Here is a 20,773-nt window from a genome sequence, read left to right on the forward strand (position 1 = left end):
GGACAACACCGGTTCACTCACGTGGCAAGCCTGCCAAGCGCCGCAGCCACGCTCCGACGGGGTCACGCAGGCGGAAGCGCCCGGCCCGCCGCCAGCGACCACGCCGCACCCCCGGCGGCGGGCCAGGGACAACAGCGGCTCGGCCTCATGACGAGCCTGCGAAGCGCCGTGGACGCACTCAGCCGGGGTCACGCACGCGCGACCGCCCGGCCCGGCGCCCACGACCGCGCCACGGGGTCACGCAGGCGGAAGCGCCCGGTCCGGCGCCGGCGGCCGCGACGCGCTCTCGGCGGCGGACCGGGGGCAGCACCCGTTCGTTCTCGCGGCGGGCCCGCGGGGCGCGCGGCGTCGCGCTCTCCGGCGCTGTCTGGCGGTGCAGGACCGTACCCGCGCGGCGGGCGTGAGCCCGGTCGCCGGTGGTCTCCGCTGGGACCGGTCCGTTCGTCACGCACGCCTCCTGACGGCCCGTCGGGTCACATGGCGGGCGTCGAGGCCGGACAGCCCGCGCACGGCGACAAAGGCCTTCTCCCGGCCGGGCAGGGAGACGCGGCCGCGCAACACGGCCTCCGGGTCGCGCTCGATGCGGTCGAGGAGGCGGCGGTAGATGCCGGCCATGGCCGCGACACAGGCGCCGCTGCGCCGGTCGAGCATGGGGAGCAGCCGGTAGCCCTCGGCGAAAAGAGCGCGGGCCCGTCGCACTTCGAAGTGCACGAGGCCCGCGAAGTCGGAGCCCTCCGGTGGCCTTGGCCCGCTGAAGCCGGCCGAGCAGCCGAATTTGGCGAGGTCGTCGGCGGGCAGATAGGTGCGCCCGCCCACGGCGTCCTCGCGGACGTCCCTGAGGATGTTGGTGAGCTGGAGCGCGAGCCCCAGCGTGTCGGCATACTCCGGCGCACGCTCGACGCCGCGCGCCCCCGGCTCGGTGCCGAACACACCCAGCGAGAGCCGCCCGATGGCCCCCGCCACACAGCGGCAGTACACCTTCAGGTCGTCCCAGGTCTCGTAGGTCTCGCCGCGTACGTCCATCAGGACGCCGTCGATGAGCTCGTCCAGGCCGCCGAGCGGGATCGGGAAGTGCCCGGCGGCGTGCGTGAGGGCGACGGCGACCGGGTCGATGTCGTCCTCCGCCACCTCGCCCTCGCGGATCCGGGTCAGCAGGGACCGGGTCTCCTCCAGCCTGGCCACCTTGACGTCGTCGGCGAGCGCACCGTCACCGATGTCGTCGACCCGCCGCGAGAACGCGTACAGCGCCGACATCGCACGGCGCTGGGGCGTCGGCAGCAGCCGGATGCCGTAGGCGAAGTTACGGGCCTGCCGCCCGGTGACGGCCTCGCAGTAGCTGTAGGCGGCGAGTACCGGTGGGGACGCGTGTGGTTCCGACTCCACGGTCCGGATCACCCCTCTCCTCGCAGAGTCACGCCCACCTCACGCAGCAACCGGATCTTGCCGGGCTTGGGCGGGCCGGGAAGTACGTCGTAGTCGGCGGCGGCGATCGCGCGGACGGCCGCCCTTCCCCCCGCCACGAACCCTGCGAGCAGCAGCTTCAACCTGCCGTGGACGCTACCCACCAGGGAGGCGCCTTCATTCAGGAGATCCCGGGCCCTTTGCGCTTCGTACGCAATCAACGCACGGACCGACGCTCCGGCGGATTTCGTGGCGAGGTCCGCCTCTTCGACGTGAAAGCGCTTCATGTCGGCGGCGGGCAGGTAGATGCGGTCGCGCCCGAGGTCCTCGGCCACGTCCTGGAGGTGCTCGACGATCTGGAGAGCCGTACAGATCATGTCGGAGCGGCGGATCCGCTCGGGCGTCGAGGTGCCGGTGACGGCGAGGACGAGACGGCCGACGGGGTTGGCGGAGAGCTCGCAGTAGGCGAGGAGGTCGTCGTAGGTCTCGTACCGGCCGACCAGCTGGTCCTGGCGGTTCGCGGCGATCAGGCCGAGGAACGGCTCGGGGGTCAGGGAGCGGCGGCGCACGGTCGGCTGGAGACGGCGCAGCAGGGGGTGACGCGGGGTGGAGTCGAAGACCCTGCGCAGGTCGGCCTCGAAGGCGTCCAGCAGGACCAGCCGGTCCTCGGCCTCCTGCGGGGAGACACCGAGCAGGCGGGCATCGGCGCCGCCGGGGGCCAGGTCGCCGTCGCCGATGTCGTCGACCAGGCGGGCGAAGCCGTAGACGGCCATGAGGTCGGTGCGCCAGGCCCGGGGCAGGAAGAACGGGGCCACCGGGAAGTTCTCGCCCGCGGCCTTGGCGAGGGTGTCGCGCTCCGGGTCGAGGACGCGCGCCGTGCCGGTTCCCGTCACCGCCGGCTGCCCGGCGCGAGGACGGCACGTGCTGCGTGGAGCTGGGGAGTTTCCGTAGCCATCGCCGTCACATCTCCCGTTCTACACTGCCGACCCAATACACACTATTTCGGACACGCCGCCCAGCCGTCCGCACGGCGGTCCGGCGAGCGATGTCGCGCATTATCGCCCTGATTGCCGTGTTTCGGGACCGGTACAGCTTACGTTGTACAACGCATCGAGGTTCGCCAGGGTGTCCTGCACATCACGAGAACACACCGATTGGCCCCAAGATTCCTAAGAAGGGCCGGAGTTGACGCTTCTTTTGCAGACGCAGGGCCCCGCCGGAACAGTTCCGGCGGGGCCCTGGCCGGGCCGGGCTACTTGCCGGTGAACTTCTCGTACTCCTTGAGCACCTCGTCGGTCGGGCCGTCCATGCGCAGCTCGCCGCGCTCCAGCCACAGGACGCGGTTGCAGGTGTCGCGGATGGACTTGTTGTTGTGGCTGACCAGAAACACCGTGCCGGCTTCCTTGCGCAGCTCCCGGATGCGGTCCTCGGAGCGCTTCTGGAACTTGCGGTCACCGGTGGCCAGGGCTTCGTCGATCATCAGGACGTCGTGGTCCTTGGCCGCGGCGATGGAGAAGCGGAGACGGGCCGCCATGCCGGAGGAGTAGGTGCGCATGGGCAGGGTGATGAAGTCGCCCTTCTCGTTGATGCCGGAGAAGTCGACGATGTCCTGGTAGCGCTCCTTGATCTCCTCCCGGGACATGCCCATGGCGAGCCCGCCCAATATGACGTTCCGCTCACCGGTGAGGTCGTTCATGAGGGCCGCGTTGACGCCGAGCAGCGAGGGCTGGCCGTCGGTGTAGACCTTGCCCTGCTCGGCGGGGAGCAGACCGGCGATGGCACGCAGCAGGGTCGACTTGCCGGAGCCGTTGGAGCCGATCAGGCCGATGGCCTCACCGCGGTAGGCGACGAAGGAGACGCCGCGCACCGCGTGCACCTTGCGCACCCCGCGCTCCTCGCCGCGCTTGAGGATGCGGCTGAGGGCGGCGGTGGCGCTCCCCTTGCCGCTCTTGGCGCCGTTGACGCGGTAGACGATGTGCAGATCGTCCGCGATGACCGTGGGGACCCGCGCGTCCTGCTTCTGCTCAGCCACGGCCGTACCTCTCCTCCGCCTTCCAGAAGTACACGAAGCCCCCCAGGGCGAACAGCACGGCCCAGCCGCCCGCGGCCGCCCACACGTGGTCGGGGAGGTACTCGGAGCCGTAGTCGTCGATGAGGGCGAAGCGCATCAGGTCCATGTAGATCGCGGCCGGGTTCCACTGCAGGACGTTCGCCATCCAGGCCGGCTTGTCCGCGAGGAAGATCGGGATGGAGAACATCACCCCGGACGCGTACATCCAGGTCCGCATCACGAACGGCATCAGCTGCGCGAGGTCCGGGGTCTTGGCACCCGCCCGGGCCATGATCAGCGCGAGGCCGGTGTTGAAGCAGAACTGGAGGACGAGCACCGGCACGATCAGCACCCAGGACAGGTCCGGGTAATGACCGAAACCGACCGCGACGGCGAACAGCACGATCATCGAGAACAGCAGCTGCTGGAGCTGCTGCAGCGCGAAGGAGACCGGCAGTGAGGCGCGCGGGAAGTGCAGGGCGCGGACCAGGCCGAGGTTGCCGGAGATCGCGCGCACGCCCGCCATCACCGAGCTCTGCGTGAAGGTGAACACGAACACGCCCGTGACCAGGAACGGGATGTACACCTCGCGGGACATGCCCCGGTCGGCCTCCAGGAGCAGGCCGAAGATGAAGAAGTACACGGCCGCGTTCAGCAGCGGTGTGGCCACCTGCCACAGCTGGCCGAGCTTGGCCTGGCTGTACTGGGCGGTCAGCTTCGCGCGGGAGAAGGCGAGGATGAAGTGCCGCCGGTCCCAGAGCTGACGGACGTACTCGATGAGGGACGGCCGGGCGCCGCTCACGCTCAGCCCGTACTTGGCGGCGAGCTCGCTCGCCGTGAGTCCCTCGTCGGGCGCCACGGCCGCGCTCACCGCGACCGTGGCGTCGTGCGTTGTCTCACTCACTAGTGGAAACTTTCGTCTTCGAGATGCGCGGCCTGTCCGGGCCTGCATGAGCCGGGGGCCAGGGTACGGCCCGGGTGCTCCCGGATGCTCACGGGTACGAGCTTGTCAGATGACGGGGGGCCGGCCCAGCCGGGTCAGCCGCCACACCGTACGCCACTTCATGGGACGGCGGGGCCCGCACGGGGTGGTCCAGCCCTCGCGGAATCCGCCGAACCAGGCCCGCAGGGCGGAGCCGGAGGGACGGCGCAGGAGGGTGAGCAGCAGCCACACCCCGAGGTAGACGGGGACGATCAGCGCCGGGAGGTTGCGGCGGGCGAGCCAGACGCGGTTGCGGGCGACCATGCGGTGGTAGACCGCGTGCCGCGAGGGAGCGGTCGTCGGGTGGTACAGCACCATGTCGGACCGGTAGTCGATCATCCAGCCCGCGTCGAGGGCCCGCCATGCCAGGTCGGTTTCCTCGTGGGCGTAGAAGAACTCGTCCGGGAGTCCGCCGACGTCGGCGAAGACCCGGGTGCGGACGGCGTTGGCGCCGCCGAGGAAGGTGGTGACCCGGGAGGAGCGCATCGGGTCGGCGGCGCGCAGCCGGGGCACGTGGCGGCGCTGGGTGACGCCGGTGTCGGGGTCGGCTATGCGGAAGCTGATGATGCCGAGCTTCGGGTCGGCCTCGAAGGCCTTCCGGCACAGCTCGGCGGTGTCGTGCCCGGCCAGCAGGCCGTCGTCGTCGAGGAACAGCAGGATGTCGACGTCCCGGCCGGCCGGGCCGAAGGCCTCGATGCCGACGTTGCGGCCGCCGGGGATGCCGAGGTTCTCGGGCAGTTCGATCGTGCGGACGCCCTCGGGGACGTCCGGGACGGGCGAGCCGTTGCCGACGACGACCACCTCGACCGGGTCGCCGTCCTGCTTGGCGACCGAGTCGAGCAGGGCGCGCAGCTCGTCGGGGCGGTTGCCCATGGTGATGATGACGGCGCCGACCTTCATACCGCTCACTTCAGCCTGCTCGAAGCGAGGATGGACACGAGGTGCAGCAGGGTCTGGACCAGCGCGATGCCGGCCAGCACGGCCACGCCGAGCCGGGAGAAGAACAGGTCGCCGCGGACCTGGTCGACGATGGCCAGGAGCAGGATCAGCAAGGACGCCTCGATGCCGAGGATGAGGCGGTGGAACTTGAGCGCGGCGGCGGCCTTGCGGGCCAGCGCCATGCCGGAGGAGCGCATCTCGGCGGCGGCCTCCTTGACCGGCGGCTTCCCGGCCTGGTGCCGTGCGACGCCGACGAGGTCGGTCTCGGCCTTGATCAGGATGGCGCCGAGGGCGGCCAGGGTGCCGAGGAAGGCCCACAGCCAGTCGATACGGCCGCTGCCCCACAGGTCGGCGGCGCGCAGGCCGAAACCGACGAGCACCGCGGCGTCGGTGAGGTAGGCGCCGACGCGGTCCAGGTAGACGCCGTTGAGTGAGTACTGCTTCTTCCAGCGCGCGATCTCGCCGTCGACGCAGTCCAGCAGGAGGTACATCTGGACCATGACGACGCCGAGCACGGCGCCCGGGATCCCCGGCACGAGGAGTGCCGGGGCCGCGAGCACACCGAAGACGGTCATCAGGTACGTGAGCTGGTTGGGCGTGACCCGGGTGTTGACCAGGTAACGGTCGACCCGCAGGGACACCTCACGCATGTAGAGGCGTCCCATCCAGTGCTCACCGCTGCGCCGGTCCTTCACCCCCGCGGGGTGAACGACGGGGCGTAGTTCAGCTACCGATGGCCTTGACATAGTCGGTGTAGGTGTCCTTGATCTGTTCGGTGTTCAGGTCGAGGTGTTCGAGGATGGTGTAACGGCCGGGCCGGGTCTCCGGGGCGAACTCGACGGCCTTGACGAACTCGTCCGTCGTGAAGCCGATCTCGTCCGGCAGCACGGGCAGCCCGTGCCGGCGCAGCACCTCGGCCATGTACGCCGACTCCTCGTGCGCCCCGCGCAGCCACATCGCGAAGGCCGCGCCGAGACCGCATTGCTCGCCGTGGGCGGCGGCCCGCTTCGGGTAGAGCAGGTCGAAGGCGTGGTTGATCTCGTGGCACGCCCCGGAGGACGGCCGCGAGTCGCCCGACACGGACATCGCGATGCCGCTGAGGACCAGCGCCTCGGCGAGCACCTGGAGGAAGCCGTTGTCCCCGATGCCGCCCGGGTGCCGCAGGACGGCCTCGCCGGCCTGCCGGGCCATGGCCGCGGCGAGTCCGTCGATCCGCTCGCCCTTGACGCGGTTGGCGAGCTCCCAGTCGGCGATCGCCGAGATGTTGGAGACGGCGTCGCCGATGCCGGCGCGGACGAAACGGACCGGGGCCTCGCGGATGACGTCCAGGTCGATGACGACCGCGATCGGGTTCGGCACGCCGTAGGAGCCGCGGCCCGCGTCGTTGTCGAGGGTGGCGACCGGGGAGCACAGGCCGTCGTGCGCGAGGTTCGTCGGCACGGCGACCAGGGGCAGGCCCACGCGGGCCGCGGCGAACTTGGCGCAGTCGATGATCTTGCCGCCGCCGAGGCCGACGACCGCGTCGTAGTGGCCGGCCTTTATGTCGCTCGCCAGCCGGACCGCGTCGTCGAGGGTGCCGCCGCCGACCTCGTACCAGGTGGCGCCGGGCATGCTCGGCGAGATGCGCTCGCGCAGCTTCGCGCCGGAGCCACCGCTGACGGCGACGGCGAGGCGGCCGGAGTGCGAGATGCGCTCGTCGGCGAGGACGCACGCCAGGTCGTCGAGGGCACCCGGGCGGATGTCCACGACCAGCGGCGAGGGGATGAGCCGGGTCAGTACTGGCATGCGATCTCCCGTCCACGGGCGAGATCGTCATGGTTGTCGATCTCCACCCACTTGACGTCGCCGATCGGCGCCACGTCGATACGGAAGCCGCGGTTCACCAGCTCCTGGTAGCCGTGCTCGTAGAACTGCTGGGGGTCGGTCTCCCACACGGTCTTGAGCGCGTCGGCCAGTTCGGGGGCCGCGTCGCCCTCGATGAGGGTGACGCCGATGTACTCGCCGGTGGCCTCGGCGGGGTCCATCAGCTTGGTGATCTTCGTCATGCCCTTCTCGGGGTCGACGACGACCTTCATCTCCTCGTCGGCCAGGTCCTTCACCGTGTCCAGGGCGAGGATGATCTTCTTGCCGTCGCCGCGGGCGGCGAGCAGCGTCTTCTCGACGGAGACCGGGTGGACGGTGTCGCCGTTGGCGAGGATCACACCGTCCTTGAGGGCGTCACGACCGCACCACAGGGAGTAGGCGTTGTTCCACTCCTCGGCCTTGTCGTTGTCGATGAGGGTGAGCTTGAGGCCGTACTTCGCCTCCAGCGCTTCCTTGCGCTCGTACACGGCTTCCTTGCGGTAGCCGACGATGATCGCGGCCTCGGTCAGGCCGACCTCGGCGAAGTTGGCGAGGGTCAGGTCGAGAACCGTCGGTTCGCCCTCTATGCCCGCGGGCCCCACCGGCACCAGCGCCTTGGGAAGGCTGTCGGTGTAGGGGCGCAGACGCCGTCCGGCGCCGGCCGCCAGCACGAGGCCGATCATGCGGGTTCTCCTTCATCGTGTACGGCGGGCGCCCCTGCGGACACCCAGAAGCGGATGCTCTCGACGAGCACCACCAGGGCCACGGCCACGGCGAGCACCATGAGCGCGACCTTGAACTGCGAGGCGGTGAGCAGCGCGGCGAGGACGGTGACGAGCAGCGTCCGTCCTTCGTGCCCCCCGATGGAACGCACCAGCCATGCCGGGGGCGCTCCGGCGTTGCCGCGGATGCGGTACACCGTGTCGTAGTGATGGTAGGCGACCGCGGACACCAGCCCGAAAGCCGCAGGAAGGGCTCCGTTCACGTCCGCTCGGGCCGCCAGGACCAGGACGGTGCCGTACTCGGCGGCGCGGAGGAACGGCGGGACCAGCCAGTCGAGGGCGCCCTTGAGGGGGCGGGCGACGGCCAGGCCCGAGGTCAGGGCGTACGCGAGAGCGGCGACGACCGGCCAGGGCCCGCCGAAGCCGGTGAGCGCGGCCACGGCGACGACGGTGGCACCGCCGAGGAGGGCGACGGCGGGGGCCGTGAAGCCCGGCAGCCCGCGGGCGGGGGTCTTGAGCGCCTGCGCCAAGCCCTGGGCGAGCGGGCCGCTGTCCGCGAGGTCGGCGAGCGCCCCGGCCGCCCGGTCGGTCCGCTTTGCCTTGCGGGTCAGTGAGCGCAGCACGCGGCCCGCCGTGGTGTACGTCGCCGCGAAGGCGCAGCCGATGAGCAGCGCGTAGAAGGTGATACGGGGAGTGGTGACCGCGGTGAGCACCGCGATCATGGCCCAGCGCTCGCCGATCGGCAGGACGATCATGCGGCGCACCCAGACCGTCCAGCCGACGCTGTCGAGCTTGTCGGAGAGGGCGGCGGTGGGGCTGGTGTTGGCGGTGGCGTCGTGGTTGGCCTCGTTGAAGGAGAAGTCCACGACGTGCCGGCAGGTCTGCAGGACCATGGCGCCGAGGGCGAGGGCCCAGACGTCGTCTCCGCCTCGGGCGGCTCCGAGGGCGAGACCGGCGTAGTAGGCGTACTCCTTGGCCCGGTCGAAGGTGGCGTCCAGCCAGGCGCCGAGCGTGGAGTACTGGAGGGAGTAGCGGGCGAGCTGGCCGTCGGTGCAGTCCAGCACGAAGGACGCGATCAGCAGGACGCCGGCCGCGACGAAGCCGCCGCGGGTGCCGGTGGCCGCGCAGGCGGCCGCTATGAGGGCGGTGAGCAGCGAGGCGGTGGTGACCTGGTTCGGGGTCAGGCCGCGGCGGGCGCACCAGCGGGCGATGTAGCGGGAGTACGGGCTGATGCAGTAGGTGGTGAAGAAGCCGTCGCGGGACTTCACGGCCGACTTCAGGCGTACCGCCTCTTCGTCGACGTTCGTCACCGCTTGCCGTGCCTCGTTGCGGGCCTGCGGGTCGGCGGGGACGGCGGCGACGAGGCTGCCCAGCTCGGGGCGGTGCACGTCGGCGCCGTCGGCGTCCAGGGCGGTGAGGATGCGGTCGGCGAGGCTGTCGACGAGGGTGGTGCCACCGCCCGCGGAGTTCTCGCGGGCCATCGCCCGGGTCAGGGCCTGGCGGCCGGCCGGCTGGGCCGTGACGGCGCCGGGGATCGCCGCGAGCGGGAAGCGGGGGTCGGTGAGGCCGAGGCGCAGCGCGTGCACGTGCCCCACGAACCGGGCGTCGACCAGGGCGACCCGCTCCTCGCCCGGCACCCCGGCGAGCAGGGTCTCGGCCTCGGCGGCGTCGGCCGCGACCCGCACGTCGAAGCCGAGGGACCGCAGATCGCCCTCGATCGACGATCCGGGGACCGGCTGACCGGTGAGGATGGCGGTCGACAACCGAATTCACTCCCTGGGTACCGACGCGTCCGCGCCAGTGCTGTACATGGTGGGGGCGCCCGCGCCGGAAGCTCCCGGGTGGCATGTCGGCAGAGGCTATCGGATGCCGGGAGGGCCGCGTTCACCGCCTGTTCGGCAGATCGATCGACGTGGTTCGCACAGGCCTTTGCCGCGATCATCATCATCGATCCGGGGCCCGCCCCACAAACCGCGCCCCCCAGACCGGACATCGAGGACATCGGGCGGGGTCCGGCCACGGCCGCATAGGGTGGGCGACCATGACTTGGCTGATCACCGGCGGGGCCGGCTACATCGGGGCCCACGTGGCCAGGGCCATGACCGGGGCCGGGGAGCGCGTCCTCGCCCTGGACGACCTCTCAGCCGGGGTGCCCGCGCGGCTCCCGGCGGACGTACCGCTCGTCGAGGGCTCGTCGCTCGACGGTGACCTGCTGAAACGGGTGTTCGCCGAGCACGGCGTGACGGGTGTGGTGCATCTCGCGGCGCGCAAGCAGGTCGCCGAGTCGGTCGCGCAGCCGACGCGGTACTACCGGGAGAACCTCGGAGGTCTGGTGACCCTCCTGGACGCGGTCGCCGAGGCCGGGATCGAGCGTTTCGTGTTCTCGTCGTCGGCGGCGGTGTACGGCGACCCGGGTGTGGACCTCATCACGGAGGACACGCCCTGCGCGCCGGTGAACCCGTACGGCGAGACCAAGCTCGCCGGGGAGTGGCTGGTGCGGGCGGCGGGCCGGGCGCACGGGATCTCCACCGTATGTCTGCGCTATTTCAACGTCGCGGGCGCGGCCGCGCCCGAACTGGCCGACACGGGCGTCTTCAACATCGTCCCGATGGTCTTCGACCGGCTGACGCGTGACGAGGCGCCGAGGATCTTCGGTGACGACCACCCGACCCCGGACGGCACCTGCATCCGTGACTACATTCACGTCGCCGATCTGGCCGAGGCGCATCTCGCGGCGGCCCGGCGGCTCGCCGGCGGGGGCGCCACGGGCGATCTGACCGTCAACATCGGCCGGGGCGAGGGCGTCTCGGTGCGCGAACTCATCACGGTCATCGGCGAGGTCACCGGCGACCGCCGGCCACCGCTCGTCGAGGGCCGCCGCCCCGGGGACGCCCCGCGGGCGGTCGCCTCTGCGGCCCGGGCGGCCCGGGAACTGGGATGGACCGCACGGCGCGGGGTGCGTGAGATGGCCGAGTCGGCCTGGCGGGGCTGGCTCCTGCACCACGGCTCCTGACCCGCTGAGGGTGCCTTGACCTGCGCATCGTTTCCGCAGGTCAGGGCACATGACAACGGTGTTCAGTGCCGCGTTGCGCATACCCCCTCCCCGTAGTTCACTGGGGTGCCCGAGCACGATCGGACCGACAATCGGACGAACACCGGAGGGCGACTTTCATGGGGGCTGGGCACGATCACGGGCACGCGCACGGCGCACCGTCCGGCGGTACGGCGACCTCGGCGTACCGCGGCAGGCTGCGGGTCGCGCTGGCGATCACGCTCGGCATCGTGGTCGTGCAGATCGTCGGCGGGCTGCTCGCCGACTCGCTCGCGCTCGTCGCGGACTCGGCGCACATGGCGACGGACGCGGTGGGCCTGGGCATGGCGCTGCTCGCGATCCACTTCGCGAACCGCCCGCCCAGCGACCAGGCGACCTTCGGCTACGCCCGCGCCGAGATACTCGCCGCCCTGGCCAACTGTCTGCTGCTGCTCGGGGTCGGCGGGTACGTCCTGTACGAGTCGGTCCAGCGCTTCGTCACTCCGGCGGACACCGAGGGCCACCTCGCTGTCGTGTTCGGTGTCATCGGCCTGGTCGCGAACATGGTGTCGTTGGCCCTGCTGATGCGCGGCCAGAAGGAGAGCCTGAACGTGCGCGGCGCCTTCCTGGAGGTGGCGGCGGACGCCCTGGGTTCGGTCACGGTGATCGTCTCGGCCCTGGTGATCATGCTGACCGGCTGGCAGGCAGCCGACCCGATCGCCTCGCTCGTCATCGCGCTGATGATCGTGCCGCGGACGGTGAAGCTGCTGCGCGAGACTCTGAACGTCCTGCTGGAGGCGGCGCCCAAGGGCGTCGACATGGCTCAGGTGCGGGCCCACATCCTGGCGACCGACGGGGTGGAGGACGTCCACGACCTGCACGCCTGGACCATCACCTCCGGCATGCCGGTGCTGTCGGCGCACGTGGTCGTCAGCTCGGACGTGCTGAGCGCGATAGGCCACGAGAAGATGCTCCACGAGCTCCAGGACTGTCTCGGCGGCCACTTCGACGTGGAGCACTGCACCTTCCAGCTGGAGCCGGGCGGGCACGCGGAGCACGAGGCGCACCTCTGTCACTGACGCGCCCGCTTCTGAGGCCTCCGGGGCGGATGGCATCGATGGCGCTGGTGGGGCGCGTTCGGCTGGGCGTGCGCCGGGGAACGCGGCCCTCCGGCGCGCGCCCGCGCCCTTGGCTCTCACCGCACAGGCGGGGACGATTTTCGGCCCACCGGGCCGGGCACGATCCCCTACTGGGTCCCTCTTCCGGTGCCCGAGCGGCGCCGTCCGCGCTCCGCGCCACCGCGCAGGACATGCGGGCACGTCGCGAAGTGCCGGGAGTGCCGGATTCGTACGGCAGACTTGGGGCGCGAAGACCGATGTGAAGGATGGGTATGCCGATCACACCTGCCACCGCGACGCACAACCCGTCGAACGGCACCGCAGACGCGATTTTGCTGGAACTGGTCGACGAGGACGGCGTGACGATCGGCACCGCGGAGAAGCTCGCCGCCCATCAGCCACCCGGGCAGCTGCACCGCGCGTTCTCCGTGTTCCTCTTCGACGAGTACGGCCGGCTGCTGCTCCAGCAGCGGGCGCTGGGCAAGTACCACTCCCCCGGCGTGTGGTCGAACACCTGCTGCGGCCACCCCTACCCCGGTGAGGCGCCCTTCGCGGCGGCGGCGCGGCGGACCTTCGAGGAGCTCGGCGCCTCCCCGTCCCTGCTGGCCGAGGCGGGCACGGTCCGCTACAACCACCCGGACCCGGAGTCCGGTCTGGTGGAGCAGGAGTACAACCACCTCTTCGTCGGGATGGTGCAGGCCGTGCTGCGGCCGGATCCGGAGGAGGTGGCGTCGACGGCGTTCGTGACCCCGCCCGAGCTGGCGGAGCGGCACGCCAAGGACACCTTCTCGTCCTGGTTCATGACCGTCCTGGACGCGGCCCGGCCGGCGATCAGGGAGCTGACCGGCACGTCGGCCGGCTGGTGACGACGGCCCTGAGGACCGGGCCTACGGGAAGCGCGCGGGTTTGAGCGGCAGGGTGACCCAGATCACCTTGCCGCCGCTCGCGGTGTAGTCGACCTCGCACACACCGCCCGCCTCCCGGGCGATCTCGCGCACCAGCAGCAGTCCGCGACCGCCGGTCCGGCCGTGGTCGGTCTCCAGTGCGGTCGGCCGGTACGGGTGGTTGTCCTCCACGGACACGCGCAGCCACTCGGCACCGACGGCCAGCTCGACGGCGATGGTCGGGGAGAGCACCGCCGCGTGCTTCACGGCGTTCGTCACCAGCTCCGAGACGATCAGCAGCAGCCCCTGGGCCAGGTCGTCGGAGACCGGCACCCCCTGACGCAGCAGCAGATCCCGTACGGCGTGCCGCGCCTGCGGCACCGAGGCGTCGACCGCCGGTGCGGTGAACCGCCAGACCCCTTCGTACGGCAGCGGATCCTCGGGCCCGGGCCCGAGGGGCGCCGCACCGCCCTCTGGACGTGGGCCGAACCCACGCCCGTCGTTGTCCATCGTCCGGTCGCCACCCTCGCGCTCGATTGTCGCCACACCTCGAGTGTTGGTAACGATGCGTTCCCCACCCCGGGGCTGAACAGAAGTCAGCAACTATCGAGCACTTATGACCGTTGGCGTATGACACGGTCAGTTGTGGGACTGGTCCTGTCCCTGTTGTACCGTCTCGGCGAACTATTCGGGTTGTACGGGTTTGACATCCGGATAGCATCCGGCGCATGGAGCCGCAGTTGCTGTACAGCGTGACCGACTCGGTCGCGACGGTCGTCATACGTCATCCCGAGAAGCGCAACGCCATGACGGCCGCCATGTGGCGCTCCCTGCCGCCGCTGCTGGAGCGGCTCGCGGGCGATCCGGCCGTGCGGGCGCTGGTGCTCACCGGCGAGGGCGGGACGTTCTGCGCCGGGGCCGACATCTCGACGCTGCGGGGCTCGCCGGAGGAGGCGCAGCGGCTGGCCGTGGCGGCCGAGGAGGCGCTCGCCGCGTTCCCCAAGCCGACGCTGGCGGCGGTGCGCGGGCATTGTGTGGGCGGCGGATCACAGTTGGCGGCGGCCTGCGATCTGCGGTTCGCCGAGGAGGGGGCGCTGTTCGGGGTGACGCCGGCGAAGCTCGGCATCGTGTATCCGGCGTCCTCGACCAGGCGGCTGGTGTCCCTGGTCGGGCCGGCCACCGCCAAGTACCTGCTGTTCTCCGGCGAACTGATCGACGCGGAGCGGGCGCTGCGCACCGGGCTGGCCGACGAGGTGCTGCCCGAGGGCGAACTGGGCAAGCGGGTCGCCGAGTTCACCCGGATCCTGGTGTCCCGTTCGCAGTTGACACAGGCCGCGGCCAAGGAGTTCGCGAACGGGCGCACGGACCGCGACGCCCACTGGGCCGCGCGGGCACGCGAGAGCGGCGACACCGCGGAGGGTGTCGCCGCGTTCCTGGAGCGCAGGCAGCCGCGGTTCGACTGGAGCGTGCCGAGGGGGTGTCCGTAAAGTCCCGTCGTCCGCCCGGAGGGCGTGCCGGGCGTCGCGGGGCAGGCGGGACTTTGCGGACATTCCCTACGTCAGGATGAGGCCGCGTGCCATCGGAGCAGTTCGGCCACGTACGCGGGGGCCTTCTCGGGTGATCCGGCGTCGTAGGGCGGCTGGCAGGGGCACGTCGGGCACGAGGGTCAGCCCGCTGGTGGTCCGTACGGGCGCGCCGTCCAGGCACGTCGTGCGGATCCGGTACGCGCCCGGAGTGCGGCCGCGATGACGAGTGCCCCACCCTTCCTGCCATGAGGCGCGCGGGCCTAGAGGGCATACCAAGCGGTTGGTAACCTGCCGGACATGACGACTGCCGCCCTTGAGCCGCGCGCCGGCCGACGCTGCCACAACGTGCTCAACTCCCTGCACTCCACGCACTACTTCTCGCCGGATCTGGGCCGGGAACTGGGTGCCGCCGGGGTCACCGACCCGCGGGCCGTGAACTTCGCCGTGCGCGCCGCCGCCCTCGGGCCGGTCGGGGCCGGAGCGGTGGCCGCGGCCTTCTACAACTACAAGTACGAGCTCGTGGCCCGGCACGTGCCGGCGGTGTGGGAGACCGCGACGCCCGGCCAGGTGCTGGCCGCACGCGCGCGTGCCGTCGACGCGACGCTGCGCCGCCTGCTGGGCGACGAGGCCCTGGCGTCCTCCGAGATGGCCGAGGCCGCCCGGCTCGCGCTGCGCGCCGCCGAGGCCTGTTCGCGCGGGGCGCGGCCGCTGTACGCCGCCCATGCCGACCTGCCCGTCCCCGAGGAGCCGCACCTCGCGTACTGGCATGCGGCGACCCTGCTGCGCGAGCACCGGGGCGACGGGCACCTGGCCGTGCTGATGTCCGCGGGGCTGGACGGGCTGGAGGCCATGGTGACCCACACGGCGACGGGCAAGGGCATGACACCGAAGTGGGTCCTCAGCACCCGGGGCTGGAGCCGGGAGGACTGGGACGCGGCCACGGGCCGGCTGCGGGAGCGCGGGCTGCTGGACGCGGCCGGCGAGCTCACTGAGCGGGGTGTCGCCCTGCGCGAGGAGATAGAGCAGGAGACGGACCGCCTGGACCGGGCCCCGTACGAGCACCTGGGGCCGGAGGGGGTGGCCCGGCTGACCGAGCTGGGGGCGGCGTTCACGCGGGCGGCGCTCACGGCCGGGGCGTATCCGGCGGATCTGCTCGGCAAGCGCTGACCGTGCTCGGGGAAGCGCGCTGCCGGGCCCCGGGAAACGGCCGTCCGTCCCGGTCGCACGCCGGGCCGCGCCCATGTGTTCGGCCGTGACGCATGGTGAGGCTTTGGTGAGGTACCCGGTCTTCCCCGGCCGCCGCGGTCGGGAGAGGAGAAAGGGGAATTACGTGTTCCGTGCCATTGCAGACGTGCTGCGCCAGATCGGCGGTGCCATCGCCACCGTCGTCACGCTGCCCTTCCGGGCCCTGGCCCGTCTCTTCGGCGGCGCTTCGTCCTCCACCCGCAGCCGCAGGGTCTGAGCCGCGGGGTCCGACGAGACCGTCCCGACCTGCCGGGTGCCGCCCTGACCCCCGAATGTCGGTGTCACCTGCCACAATTGCCGCGCAACCTCAGTGGAGAAGGCGGTACGGGATCGTGACGACACCCGGGTCCCTCGAAGTAGGGTCCATCGAAGGCAGGATCGCCGAGGAACTCGGCGTACGGGAGCGGCAGGTCAGGGCTGCCGTGGAGCTGCTCGACAGCGGTTCTACGGTGCCCTTCATCGCCCGCTACCGCAAGGAAGCGACCGAGATGCTCGACGATGCGCAGCTGCGCACCGTCGAGGAGCGGCTGCGCTATCTGCGGGAGCTGGAGGAGCGGCGGACGGCGATCCTGGAGTCGGTGCGCGAGCAGGGCAAGCTCACCGAAGAGCTTCAAGCACGGATCCGGGGCGCGGAGACCAAGGCGCGCCTGGAGGACATCTACCTCCCCTACAAGCCCAAGCGGCGCACCAAGGCGCAGATCGCGCGCGAGGCCGGTCTCGAGCCGCTGGCGGAGGGGCTGCTCGGCGATCCGTCCGTCGAGCCCCTCGCCGCGGCCGCCGCGTTCGTCGACGCCGACAAGGGCGTGGCCGATCCGCAGGCGGCCCTCGACGGCGCCCGGGCGATCCTCACCGAGCGGTTCTCGGAGGACGCCGACCTGATCGGCGAGCTGCGCGAGCGCATGTGGGTGCGCGGGCGGCTGGCCGCCAAGGTGCGGGAGGGCAAGGAGGAGGCGGGCGCGAAGTTCGCCGACTACTTCGACTTCGCCGAGCCGTTCACGGAGCTCCCCTCGCACCGCATCCTGGCGATGCTGCGCGGCGAGAAGGAGGAGGTCCTCGACCTCGTCCTGGAGCCCGAGGAGCCCACGGACGGCCCGTCGTCGTACGAGGGGATCGTCGCCCACCGCTTCGGGATCGCCGACCGGGGCCGCCCCGGCGACAAGTGGCTGGCGGACACGGTCCGCTGGGCCTGGCGCACCCGCATCCTCGTCCACCTCGGCATCGACCTGCGGCTGCGGCTGCGCACGGCCGCCGAGGACGAGGCGGTGCGGGTCTTCGCGGCGAACCTGCGCGACCTGCTGCTCGCCGCCCCGGCGGGCACGCGCGCGACGCTCGGCCTGGACCCCGGTTTCCGTACGGGCGTGAAGGTCGCCGTGGTCGACGCGACCGGCAAGGTCGTCGCCACGGACGTCATCCACCCCCACGTCCCGGCCAACCGGTGGGACGAGGCCATCGCCAAGCTGGCCCGGCTCGCCAAGGAGCACGCGGTCGAGCTGGTCGCCATCGGCAACGGCACGGCGTCCCGCGAGACCGACAAGCTCGCCGGGGAACTGATCGCCAGGCACCCGGAGCTGAATCTCACGAAGGTGATGGTGTCCGAGGCCGGCGCGTCCGTGTACTCGGCGTCCGCCTTCGCCTCCCAGGAGCTGCCCGACATGGACGTGTCGCTGCGCGGTGCCGTGTCGATCGCCCGCCGCCTCCAGGACCCGCTGGCCGAGCTGGTGAAGATCGACCCGAAGTCGATCGGTGTCGGCCAGTACCAGCACGACCTGTCCGAGGTGAAGCTGTCGCGTTCGCTGGACGCGGTGGTGGAGGACTGTGTGAACGGCGTGGGCGTGGACGTCAACACGGCGTCGGCGCCGCTGCTCGCCCGGGTCTCCGGCATCACCTCCGGGCTCGCCGAGAACATCGTGGCGCACCGGGACGCGAACGGGCCGTTCAAGTCCCGCAGCGAGCTGAAGAAGGTGGCGCGCCTCGGCCCGAAGGCGTACGAGCAGTGCGCGGGCTTCCTGCGGATCCGCGGCGGTGACGACCCGCTGGACGCGTCCAGTGTGCACCCGGAGGCGTACCCGGTGGTCCGGCGCATGGTGAAGACCACCGGGCAGGAGGTCGCCGGCCTCATCGGCAACACGGCGGTGCTGCGTTCGCTGAAGCCGCAGGAGTTCGTGGACGAGACGTTCGGTCTGCCGACCGTCACCGACATCCTCAAAGAGCTGGAGAAGCCCGGCCGCGACCCGCGTCCGGCGTTCAAGACGGCCGCCTTCAAGGAGGGCGTGGAGAAGATCTCCGACCTGTCGGCCGGGATGGTCCTGGAGGGCGTCGTGACGAACGTCGCCGCGTTCGGCGCGTTCGTGGACGTCGGGGTCCATCAGGACGGCCTGGTGCACGTGTCCGCGATGTCGAAGACGTTCGTCAAGGACCCGCGCGACGTGGTGAAGCCCGGGGACATCGTCAAGGTGAAGGTCCTCGACGTCGACATTCCGCGCAAGCGGATCTCGCTGACGCTGCGCCTGGACGACGAGGCCGCACCCCAGGGCCAGGGCGACGGCTCCGGCGAGCGCCGGCGCGGCGGGCGTCCGCCGCAGCAGCGGCAGGGCGGGGGCGCCGCGCGCCGTGGCGGTGGCGCCGGTTCGCGCCAGGCGGCTGCGCCGGCCAACAGCGCGATGGCGGATGCGCTGCGTCGCGCGGGCCTGGTCGATCCCAAGAACGGCAGGCGTTGACGGTTCGGCTCCGGGGAGCTGCGGGTCCGTCGTGGCTGGTCGCGCAGTTCCCCGCGCCCCTGACAGGGACACCTTGCTACCTGTCGGACATAGAGTGAGCGGTATGTCTGCTACGCGCACTATCACCTGGTCCGTGTCCGCGAGCCGAGGGTTCGAGACCGCCTGGGTCCAGCTCGCAGGCGGCGTGCTGCGGGCACACGGCCGGGCCGTCGGGACCGATCCGGAGCCGTACTGGGTCACGTACGAACTCGACACCACCGAGGGCGTCGTGACCCGCCGGCTGCGGGTGACGACCGAGTCCGCCGAGGGCAGCCGCACGCTCGATCTGCGGCACGACGGCGGCGGCGGATGGACCGCGAACGGCGAGCGGCTGCCGGACGTCGACGGCGCCCTCGACTGCGACCTGGGGCTGTGCCCGCTCACCAACACCATGCCGGTGCTCCGGCACGGGCTGCATCAGGCGCCCGGCGAACGGGAGTTCCTGATGGCCTGGGTGTCGGTGCCGGACCTGGCGGTGCGGCCGTCCCGGCAGACCTACACGCATCTCGGCCCCGGGCGGGTCCGGTTCGCCTCCGGCGACTTCCGCAGCGATCTGGAGTTCGACGAGGAGGGGTACGTCGTGGAGTACCCCTCGCTGGCCACTCGGCTGACGGCCCGTTAGCGCTCGGTCACCTTGCCGTCCGCCACCTCCAGGCGGCGTGTGACGCGTACGGCGTCGAGCATGCGGCGGTCGTGGGTGACCAGCAGGAGGGTTCCCGCGTAGGAGTCGAGGGCCGACTCCAACTGCTCGATGGCCGGCAGGTCGAGGTGGTTGGTCGGCTCGTCGAGGACCAGGAGGTTGACGCCCCGGCCCTGGAGCAGCGCCAGGGCGGCTCTGGTGCGCTCGCCCGGGGAGAGTGTCGCCGCGGGACGCAGGACGTGGTCCGACTTGAGGCCGAACTTGGCCAGGAGGGTGCGGACCTCGGCCGGTTCGGTGTCCGGGACGGCCGCGCGGAAGGCGTCGATCAGGGGCTCCCGGCCGTGGAACAGCTTGCGGGCCTGGTCGACCTCGCCGAGCAGGACGCCCGAGCCGAGAGCCGCGTGCCCGGCGTCGAGCGGGACACGGCCGAGCAGGGCGGCGAGCAGGGTGGACTTGCCGGCGCCGTTCGCGCCCGTCACCGCCACCCGGTCCGCCCAGTCGATCTGGAGGGACACCGGGCCGAGGACGAAACCGCCGCGGCGCACCTCGGCATCCCGCAGGGTCGCGACGACGGCGCCCGAGCGCGGGGCCGATGCGATCTCCATGCGCAGTTCCCACTCCTTGCGGGGCTCCTCGACGACGTCCAGCCGCTCGATCATGCGCTGGGTCTGCCGGGCCTTCGCGGCCTGCTTCTCGCTGGCCTCGCTGCGGAACTTGCGGCCGATCTTGTCGTTGTCGTTGCCCGCCTTGCGACGCGCGTTCTTCACGCCCTTGTCCATCCAGGAGCGCTGCATCTGCGCGCGGTCCTGGAGGGCCGCCTTCTTGTCGGCGTACTCCTCGAACTCGTCGCGGGCATGCCTGCGCGCGACCTCCCGCTCCTCCAGGTAGGCCTCGTAGCCACCGCCGTAGAGGTTGATCTGCCGCTGGGCGAGGTCGAGTTCGAGGACCTTGGTGACGGTGCGGGTGAGGAACTCGCGGTCGTGGCTGACGACCACCGTCCCGGCGCGCAGGCCGCTCACGAAGCGTTCGAGGCGCTCCAGGCCGTCCAGGTCGAGGTCGTTGGTGGGCTCGTCGAGGAGGAAGACGTCGTAGCGGGACAGGAGCAGGGAGGCGAGGCCGGCGCGTGCGGCCTGGCCGCCGGACAGGGACGTCATCAGCTGGTCCAGGCCGACCGCGAGGCCCAGGGAGTCGGCGACTTCCTCGGCGCGTTCGTCGAGGTCGGCGCCGCCGAGTCCGAGCCAGCGCTCCAGGCTCGTGGCATAGGCGTCGTCGGCGCCGGGCGCCCCGTCGACCAGGGCCCGGGTCGCCTCGTCCATGAGCCGCTGGGCCTCGGCGACGCCGGTGCGGCGGGCCAGGAACGCCCGTACGGTCTCGCCGGGGCGGCGGTCCGGCTCCTGGGGCAGGTGGCCGACGGTGGCGGTCGGCGGCGACAGGCGCAGCCCGCCCTGCTCGGGGGCGGTGAGTCCGGCGAGCATCCTGAGCAGGGTGGACTTGCCGGCGCCGTTGGCTCCGACCAGGCCGATCACGTCGCCGGGCGCGACGACGAGGTCGAGTCCGGCGAAGAGGGAGCGGTCGCCGTGGCCGGCGGCGAGGTTCTTGGCGACGAGGGTGGCAGTCATCAGGCCGCCGATCCTAAT

General features: G+C 71.6%; 20 protein-coding genes and 1 pseudogene. 8 read left to right on the forward strand and 13 right to left on the reverse strand.

Annotated elements, in window-relative coordinates:
• Positions 1 to 178: 178 nt before the first annotated feature.
• The 10 genes from GTY47_RS32920 to GTY47_RS32965 all read right to left on the reverse strand — a co-directional run bounded on the left by GTY47_RS32920 (position 179) and on the right by GTY47_RS32965 (position 9,699).
• On the reverse strand, positions 179 to 448 hold the full coding sequence (locus tag GTY47_RS32920; protein WP_029181376.1) for a hypothetical protein: 270 nt from the start codon (positions 446 to 448) through the stop codon (positions 179 to 181).
• On the reverse strand, positions 445 to 1,395 hold the full coding sequence (hpnD, locus tag GTY47_RS32925; protein WP_010042801.1) for a presqualene diphosphate synthase HpnD: 951 nt from the start codon (positions 1,393 to 1,395) through the stop codon (positions 445 to 447). Before hpnD ends, GTY47_RS32920 begins: the two co-directional genes overlap by 4 nt.
• The gene (gene hpnC / locus GTY47_RS32930; protein WP_010042802.1) at positions 1,392 to 2,294 is read right to left on the reverse strand and encodes a squalene synthase HpnC; all 903 of its coding nucleotides are present in this window, start codon (positions 2,292 to 2,294) and stop codon (positions 1,392 to 1,394) included. The genes hpnD and hpnC overlap by 4 nt, the downstream gene beginning before the upstream one ends.
• A 359-nt stretch (positions 2,295 to 2,653) precedes the next feature.
• Positions 2,654 to 3,433, reverse strand: a complete 780-nt coding sequence (locus GTY47_RS32935; RefSeq protein ID WP_010042803.1) for an ABC transporter ATP-binding protein — start codon at positions 3,431 to 3,433, stop codon at positions 2,654 to 2,656.
• Entirely contained in the window at positions 3,426 to 4,355 is a 930-nt protein-coding gene (locus GTY47_RS32940) for an ABC transporter permease (protein ID WP_010042804.1), read from the reverse strand. The genes GTY47_RS32935 and GTY47_RS32940 overlap by 8 nt, the downstream gene beginning before the upstream one ends.
• Positions 4,356 to 4,460: 105 nt before the next feature.
• Positions 4,461 to 5,333 (reverse strand): glycosyltransferase, encoded by an 873-nt coding sequence (locus tag GTY47_RS32945; RefSeq protein ID WP_010042805.1) that lies wholly within the window; start codon positions 5,331 to 5,333, stop codon positions 4,461 to 4,463.
• A gap of 5 nt (positions 5,334 to 5,338) precedes the next feature.
• On the reverse strand, positions 5,339 to 6,118 hold the full coding sequence (locus GTY47_RS32950) for a CDP-alcohol phosphatidyltransferase family protein (protein WP_078602895.1): 780 nt from the start codon (positions 6,116 to 6,118) through the stop codon (positions 5,339 to 5,341).
• Positions 6,096 to 7,157, reverse strand: coding sequence for an iron-containing alcohol dehydrogenase family protein (locus tag GTY47_RS32955; protein ID WP_010042808.1), 1,062 nt, complete (start codon positions 7,155 to 7,157; stop codon positions 6,096 to 6,098). The genes GTY47_RS32950 and GTY47_RS32955 overlap by 23 nt, the downstream gene beginning before the upstream one ends.
• Positions 7,145 to 7,897, reverse strand: a complete 753-nt coding sequence (locus tag GTY47_RS32960) for a phosphocholine cytidylyltransferase family protein (protein ID WP_010042810.1) — start codon at positions 7,895 to 7,897, stop codon at positions 7,145 to 7,147. The genes GTY47_RS32955 and GTY47_RS32960 overlap by 13 nt, the downstream gene beginning before the upstream one ends.
• Positions 7,894 to 9,699: a DUF5941 domain-containing protein gene (locus GTY47_RS32965; RefSeq protein WP_010042812.1), complete on the reverse strand. Its 1,806-nt coding sequence runs from the start codon at positions 9,697 to 9,699 to the stop codon at positions 7,894 to 7,896. The genes GTY47_RS32960 and GTY47_RS32965 overlap by 4 nt, the downstream gene beginning before the upstream one ends.
• A gap of 278 nt (positions 9,700 to 9,977) precedes the next feature.
• On the opposite strand from GTY47_RS32965, the gene galE reads away from it, so the two are divergent.
• The 3 genes from galE to idi all read left to right on the forward strand — a co-directional run bounded on the left by galE (position 9,978) and on the right by idi (position 12,951).
• A complete protein-coding gene (galE, locus tag GTY47_RS32970; protein WP_010042815.1) occupies positions 9,978 to 10,949 on the forward strand; it encodes a UDP-glucose 4-epimerase GalE in 972 nt (323 codons plus the stop codon).
• Between the two features lie 158 nt (positions 10,950 to 11,107).
• The gene (locus tag GTY47_RS32975) at positions 11,108 to 12,046 is read left to right on the forward strand and encodes a cation diffusion facilitator family transporter (protein ID WP_010042816.1); all 939 of its coding nucleotides are present in this window, start codon (positions 11,108 to 11,110) and stop codon (positions 12,044 to 12,046) included.
• 311 nt (positions 12,047 to 12,357) lie between these two features.
• Positions 12,358 to 12,951 carry an isopentenyl-diphosphate Delta-isomerase gene (idi, locus tag GTY47_RS32980; protein WP_010042819.1) on the forward strand — a complete coding sequence of 198 codons (594 nt, stop codon included), beginning with the start codon at positions 12,358 to 12,360 and terminating at the stop codon, positions 12,949 to 12,951.
• 21 nt (positions 12,952 to 12,972) lie between these two features.
• Here the strand turns inward: idi and GTY47_RS32985 are convergent, their stop codons facing one another.
• Positions 12,973 to 13,479: an ATP-binding protein gene (locus tag GTY47_RS32985; RefSeq protein WP_010042821.1), complete on the reverse strand. Its 507-nt coding sequence runs from the start codon at positions 13,477 to 13,479 to the stop codon at positions 12,973 to 12,975.
• A 218-nt stretch (positions 13,480 to 13,697) separates the two neighbouring features.
• Between GTY47_RS32985 and GTY47_RS32990 the strand changes: the two genes are divergently transcribed.
• Positions 13,698 to 14,456, forward strand: coding sequence for an enoyl-CoA hydratase/isomerase family protein (locus GTY47_RS32990; RefSeq protein WP_010042822.1), 759 nt, complete (start codon positions 13,698 to 13,700; stop codon positions 14,454 to 14,456).
• 147 nt (positions 14,457 to 14,603) lie between these two features.
• Here the strand turns inward: GTY47_RS32990 and GTY47_RS41410 are convergent.
• Positions 14,604 to 14,771: pseudogene (locus GTY47_RS41410) on the reverse strand (GlxA family transcriptional regulator); the annotation flags it as partial.
• A gap of 21 nt (positions 14,772 to 14,792) precedes the next feature.
• On the opposite strand from GTY47_RS41410, the gene GTY47_RS32995 reads away from it, so the two are divergent.
• The 4 genes from GTY47_RS32995 to GTY47_RS33005 all read left to right on the forward strand — a co-directional run bounded on the left by GTY47_RS32995 (position 14,793) and on the right by GTY47_RS33005 (position 19,118).
• Positions 14,793 to 15,662 carry a hypothetical protein gene (locus tag GTY47_RS32995; protein ID WP_029181380.1) on the forward strand — a complete coding sequence of 290 codons (870 nt, stop codon included), beginning with the start codon at positions 14,793 to 14,795 and terminating at the stop codon, positions 15,660 to 15,662.
• A 163-nt stretch (positions 15,663 to 15,825) separates the two neighbouring features.
• Entirely contained in the window at positions 15,826 to 15,957 is a 132-nt protein-coding gene (locus GTY47_RS41740) for an LPFR motif small protein (protein ID WP_010042827.1), read from the forward strand.
• A 115-nt stretch (positions 15,958 to 16,072) separates the two neighbouring features.
• Positions 16,073 to 18,457: a Tex family protein gene (locus tag GTY47_RS33000; protein ID WP_010042829.1), complete on the forward strand. Its 2,385-nt coding sequence runs from the start codon at positions 16,073 to 16,075 to the stop codon at positions 18,455 to 18,457.
• A gap of 133 nt (positions 18,458 to 18,590) precedes the next feature.
• Positions 18,591 to 19,118, forward strand: coding sequence for a putative glycolipid-binding domain-containing protein (locus GTY47_RS33005; protein WP_231911099.1), 528 nt, complete (start codon positions 18,591 to 18,593; stop codon positions 19,116 to 19,118).
• On the opposite strand, the gene GTY47_RS33010 is transcribed toward GTY47_RS33005, so the two are convergent.
• Positions 19,115 to 20,755 (reverse strand): ABC-F family ATP-binding cassette domain-containing protein, encoded by a 1,641-nt coding sequence (locus GTY47_RS33010; RefSeq protein WP_010042834.1) that lies wholly within the window; start codon positions 20,753 to 20,755, stop codon positions 19,115 to 19,117. The genes GTY47_RS33005 and GTY47_RS33010 overlap by 4 nt on opposite strands.
• Positions 20,756 to 20,773: the final 18 nt, after the last annotated feature.

The organism is Streptomyces sp. SID5464, from assembly GCF_009862985.1.
GTDB lineage: Bacteria > Actinomycetota > Actinomycetes > Streptomycetales > Streptomycetaceae > Streptomyces > Streptomyces chartreusis_D.

Coding starts and splice junctions, on each gene's coding strand:
- GTY47_RS32960 (WP_010042810.1), bottom strand. CDS start 7,897: ATGATCGGCCTCGTGCTGGCGGCCGGCGCCGGACGGCGTCTGCGCCCC.
- GTY47_RS32950 (WP_078602895.1), bottom strand. CDS start 6,118: ATGTCAAGGCCATCGGTAGCTGAACTACGCCCCGTCGTTCACCCCGCG.
- idi (WP_010042819.1), top strand. CDS start 12,358: ATGCCGATCACACCTGCCACCGCGACGCACAACCCGTCGAACGGCACC.
- GTY47_RS32985 (WP_010042821.1), bottom strand. CDS start 13,479: ATGGACAACGACGGGCGTGGGTTCGGCCCACGTCCAGAGGGCGGTGCG.
- galE (WP_010042815.1), top strand. CDS start 9,978: ATGACTTGGCTGATCACCGGCGGGGCCGGCTACATCGGGGCCCACGTG.
- GTY47_RS32945 (WP_010042805.1), bottom strand. CDS start 5,333: ATGAAGGTCGGCGCCGTCATCATCACCATGGGCAACCGCCCCGACGAG.
- GTY47_RS32975 (WP_010042816.1), top strand. CDS start 11,108: ATGGGGGCTGGGCACGATCACGGGCACGCGCACGGCGCACCGTCCGGC.
- GTY47_RS32955 (WP_010042808.1), bottom strand. CDS start 7,157: ATGCCAGTACTGACCCGGCTCATCCCCTCGCCGCTGGTCGTGGACATC.
- GTY47_RS32990 (WP_010042822.1), top strand. CDS start 13,698: ATGGAGCCGCAGTTGCTGTACAGCGTGACCGACTCGGTCGCGACGGTC.
- GTY47_RS32995 (WP_029181380.1), top strand. CDS start 14,793: ATGACGACTGCCGCCCTTGAGCCGCGCGCCGGCCGACGCTGCCACAAC.
- GTY47_RS33010 (WP_010042834.1), bottom strand. CDS start 20,755: ATGACTGCCACCCTCGTCGCCAAGAACCTCGCCGCCGGCCACGGCGAC.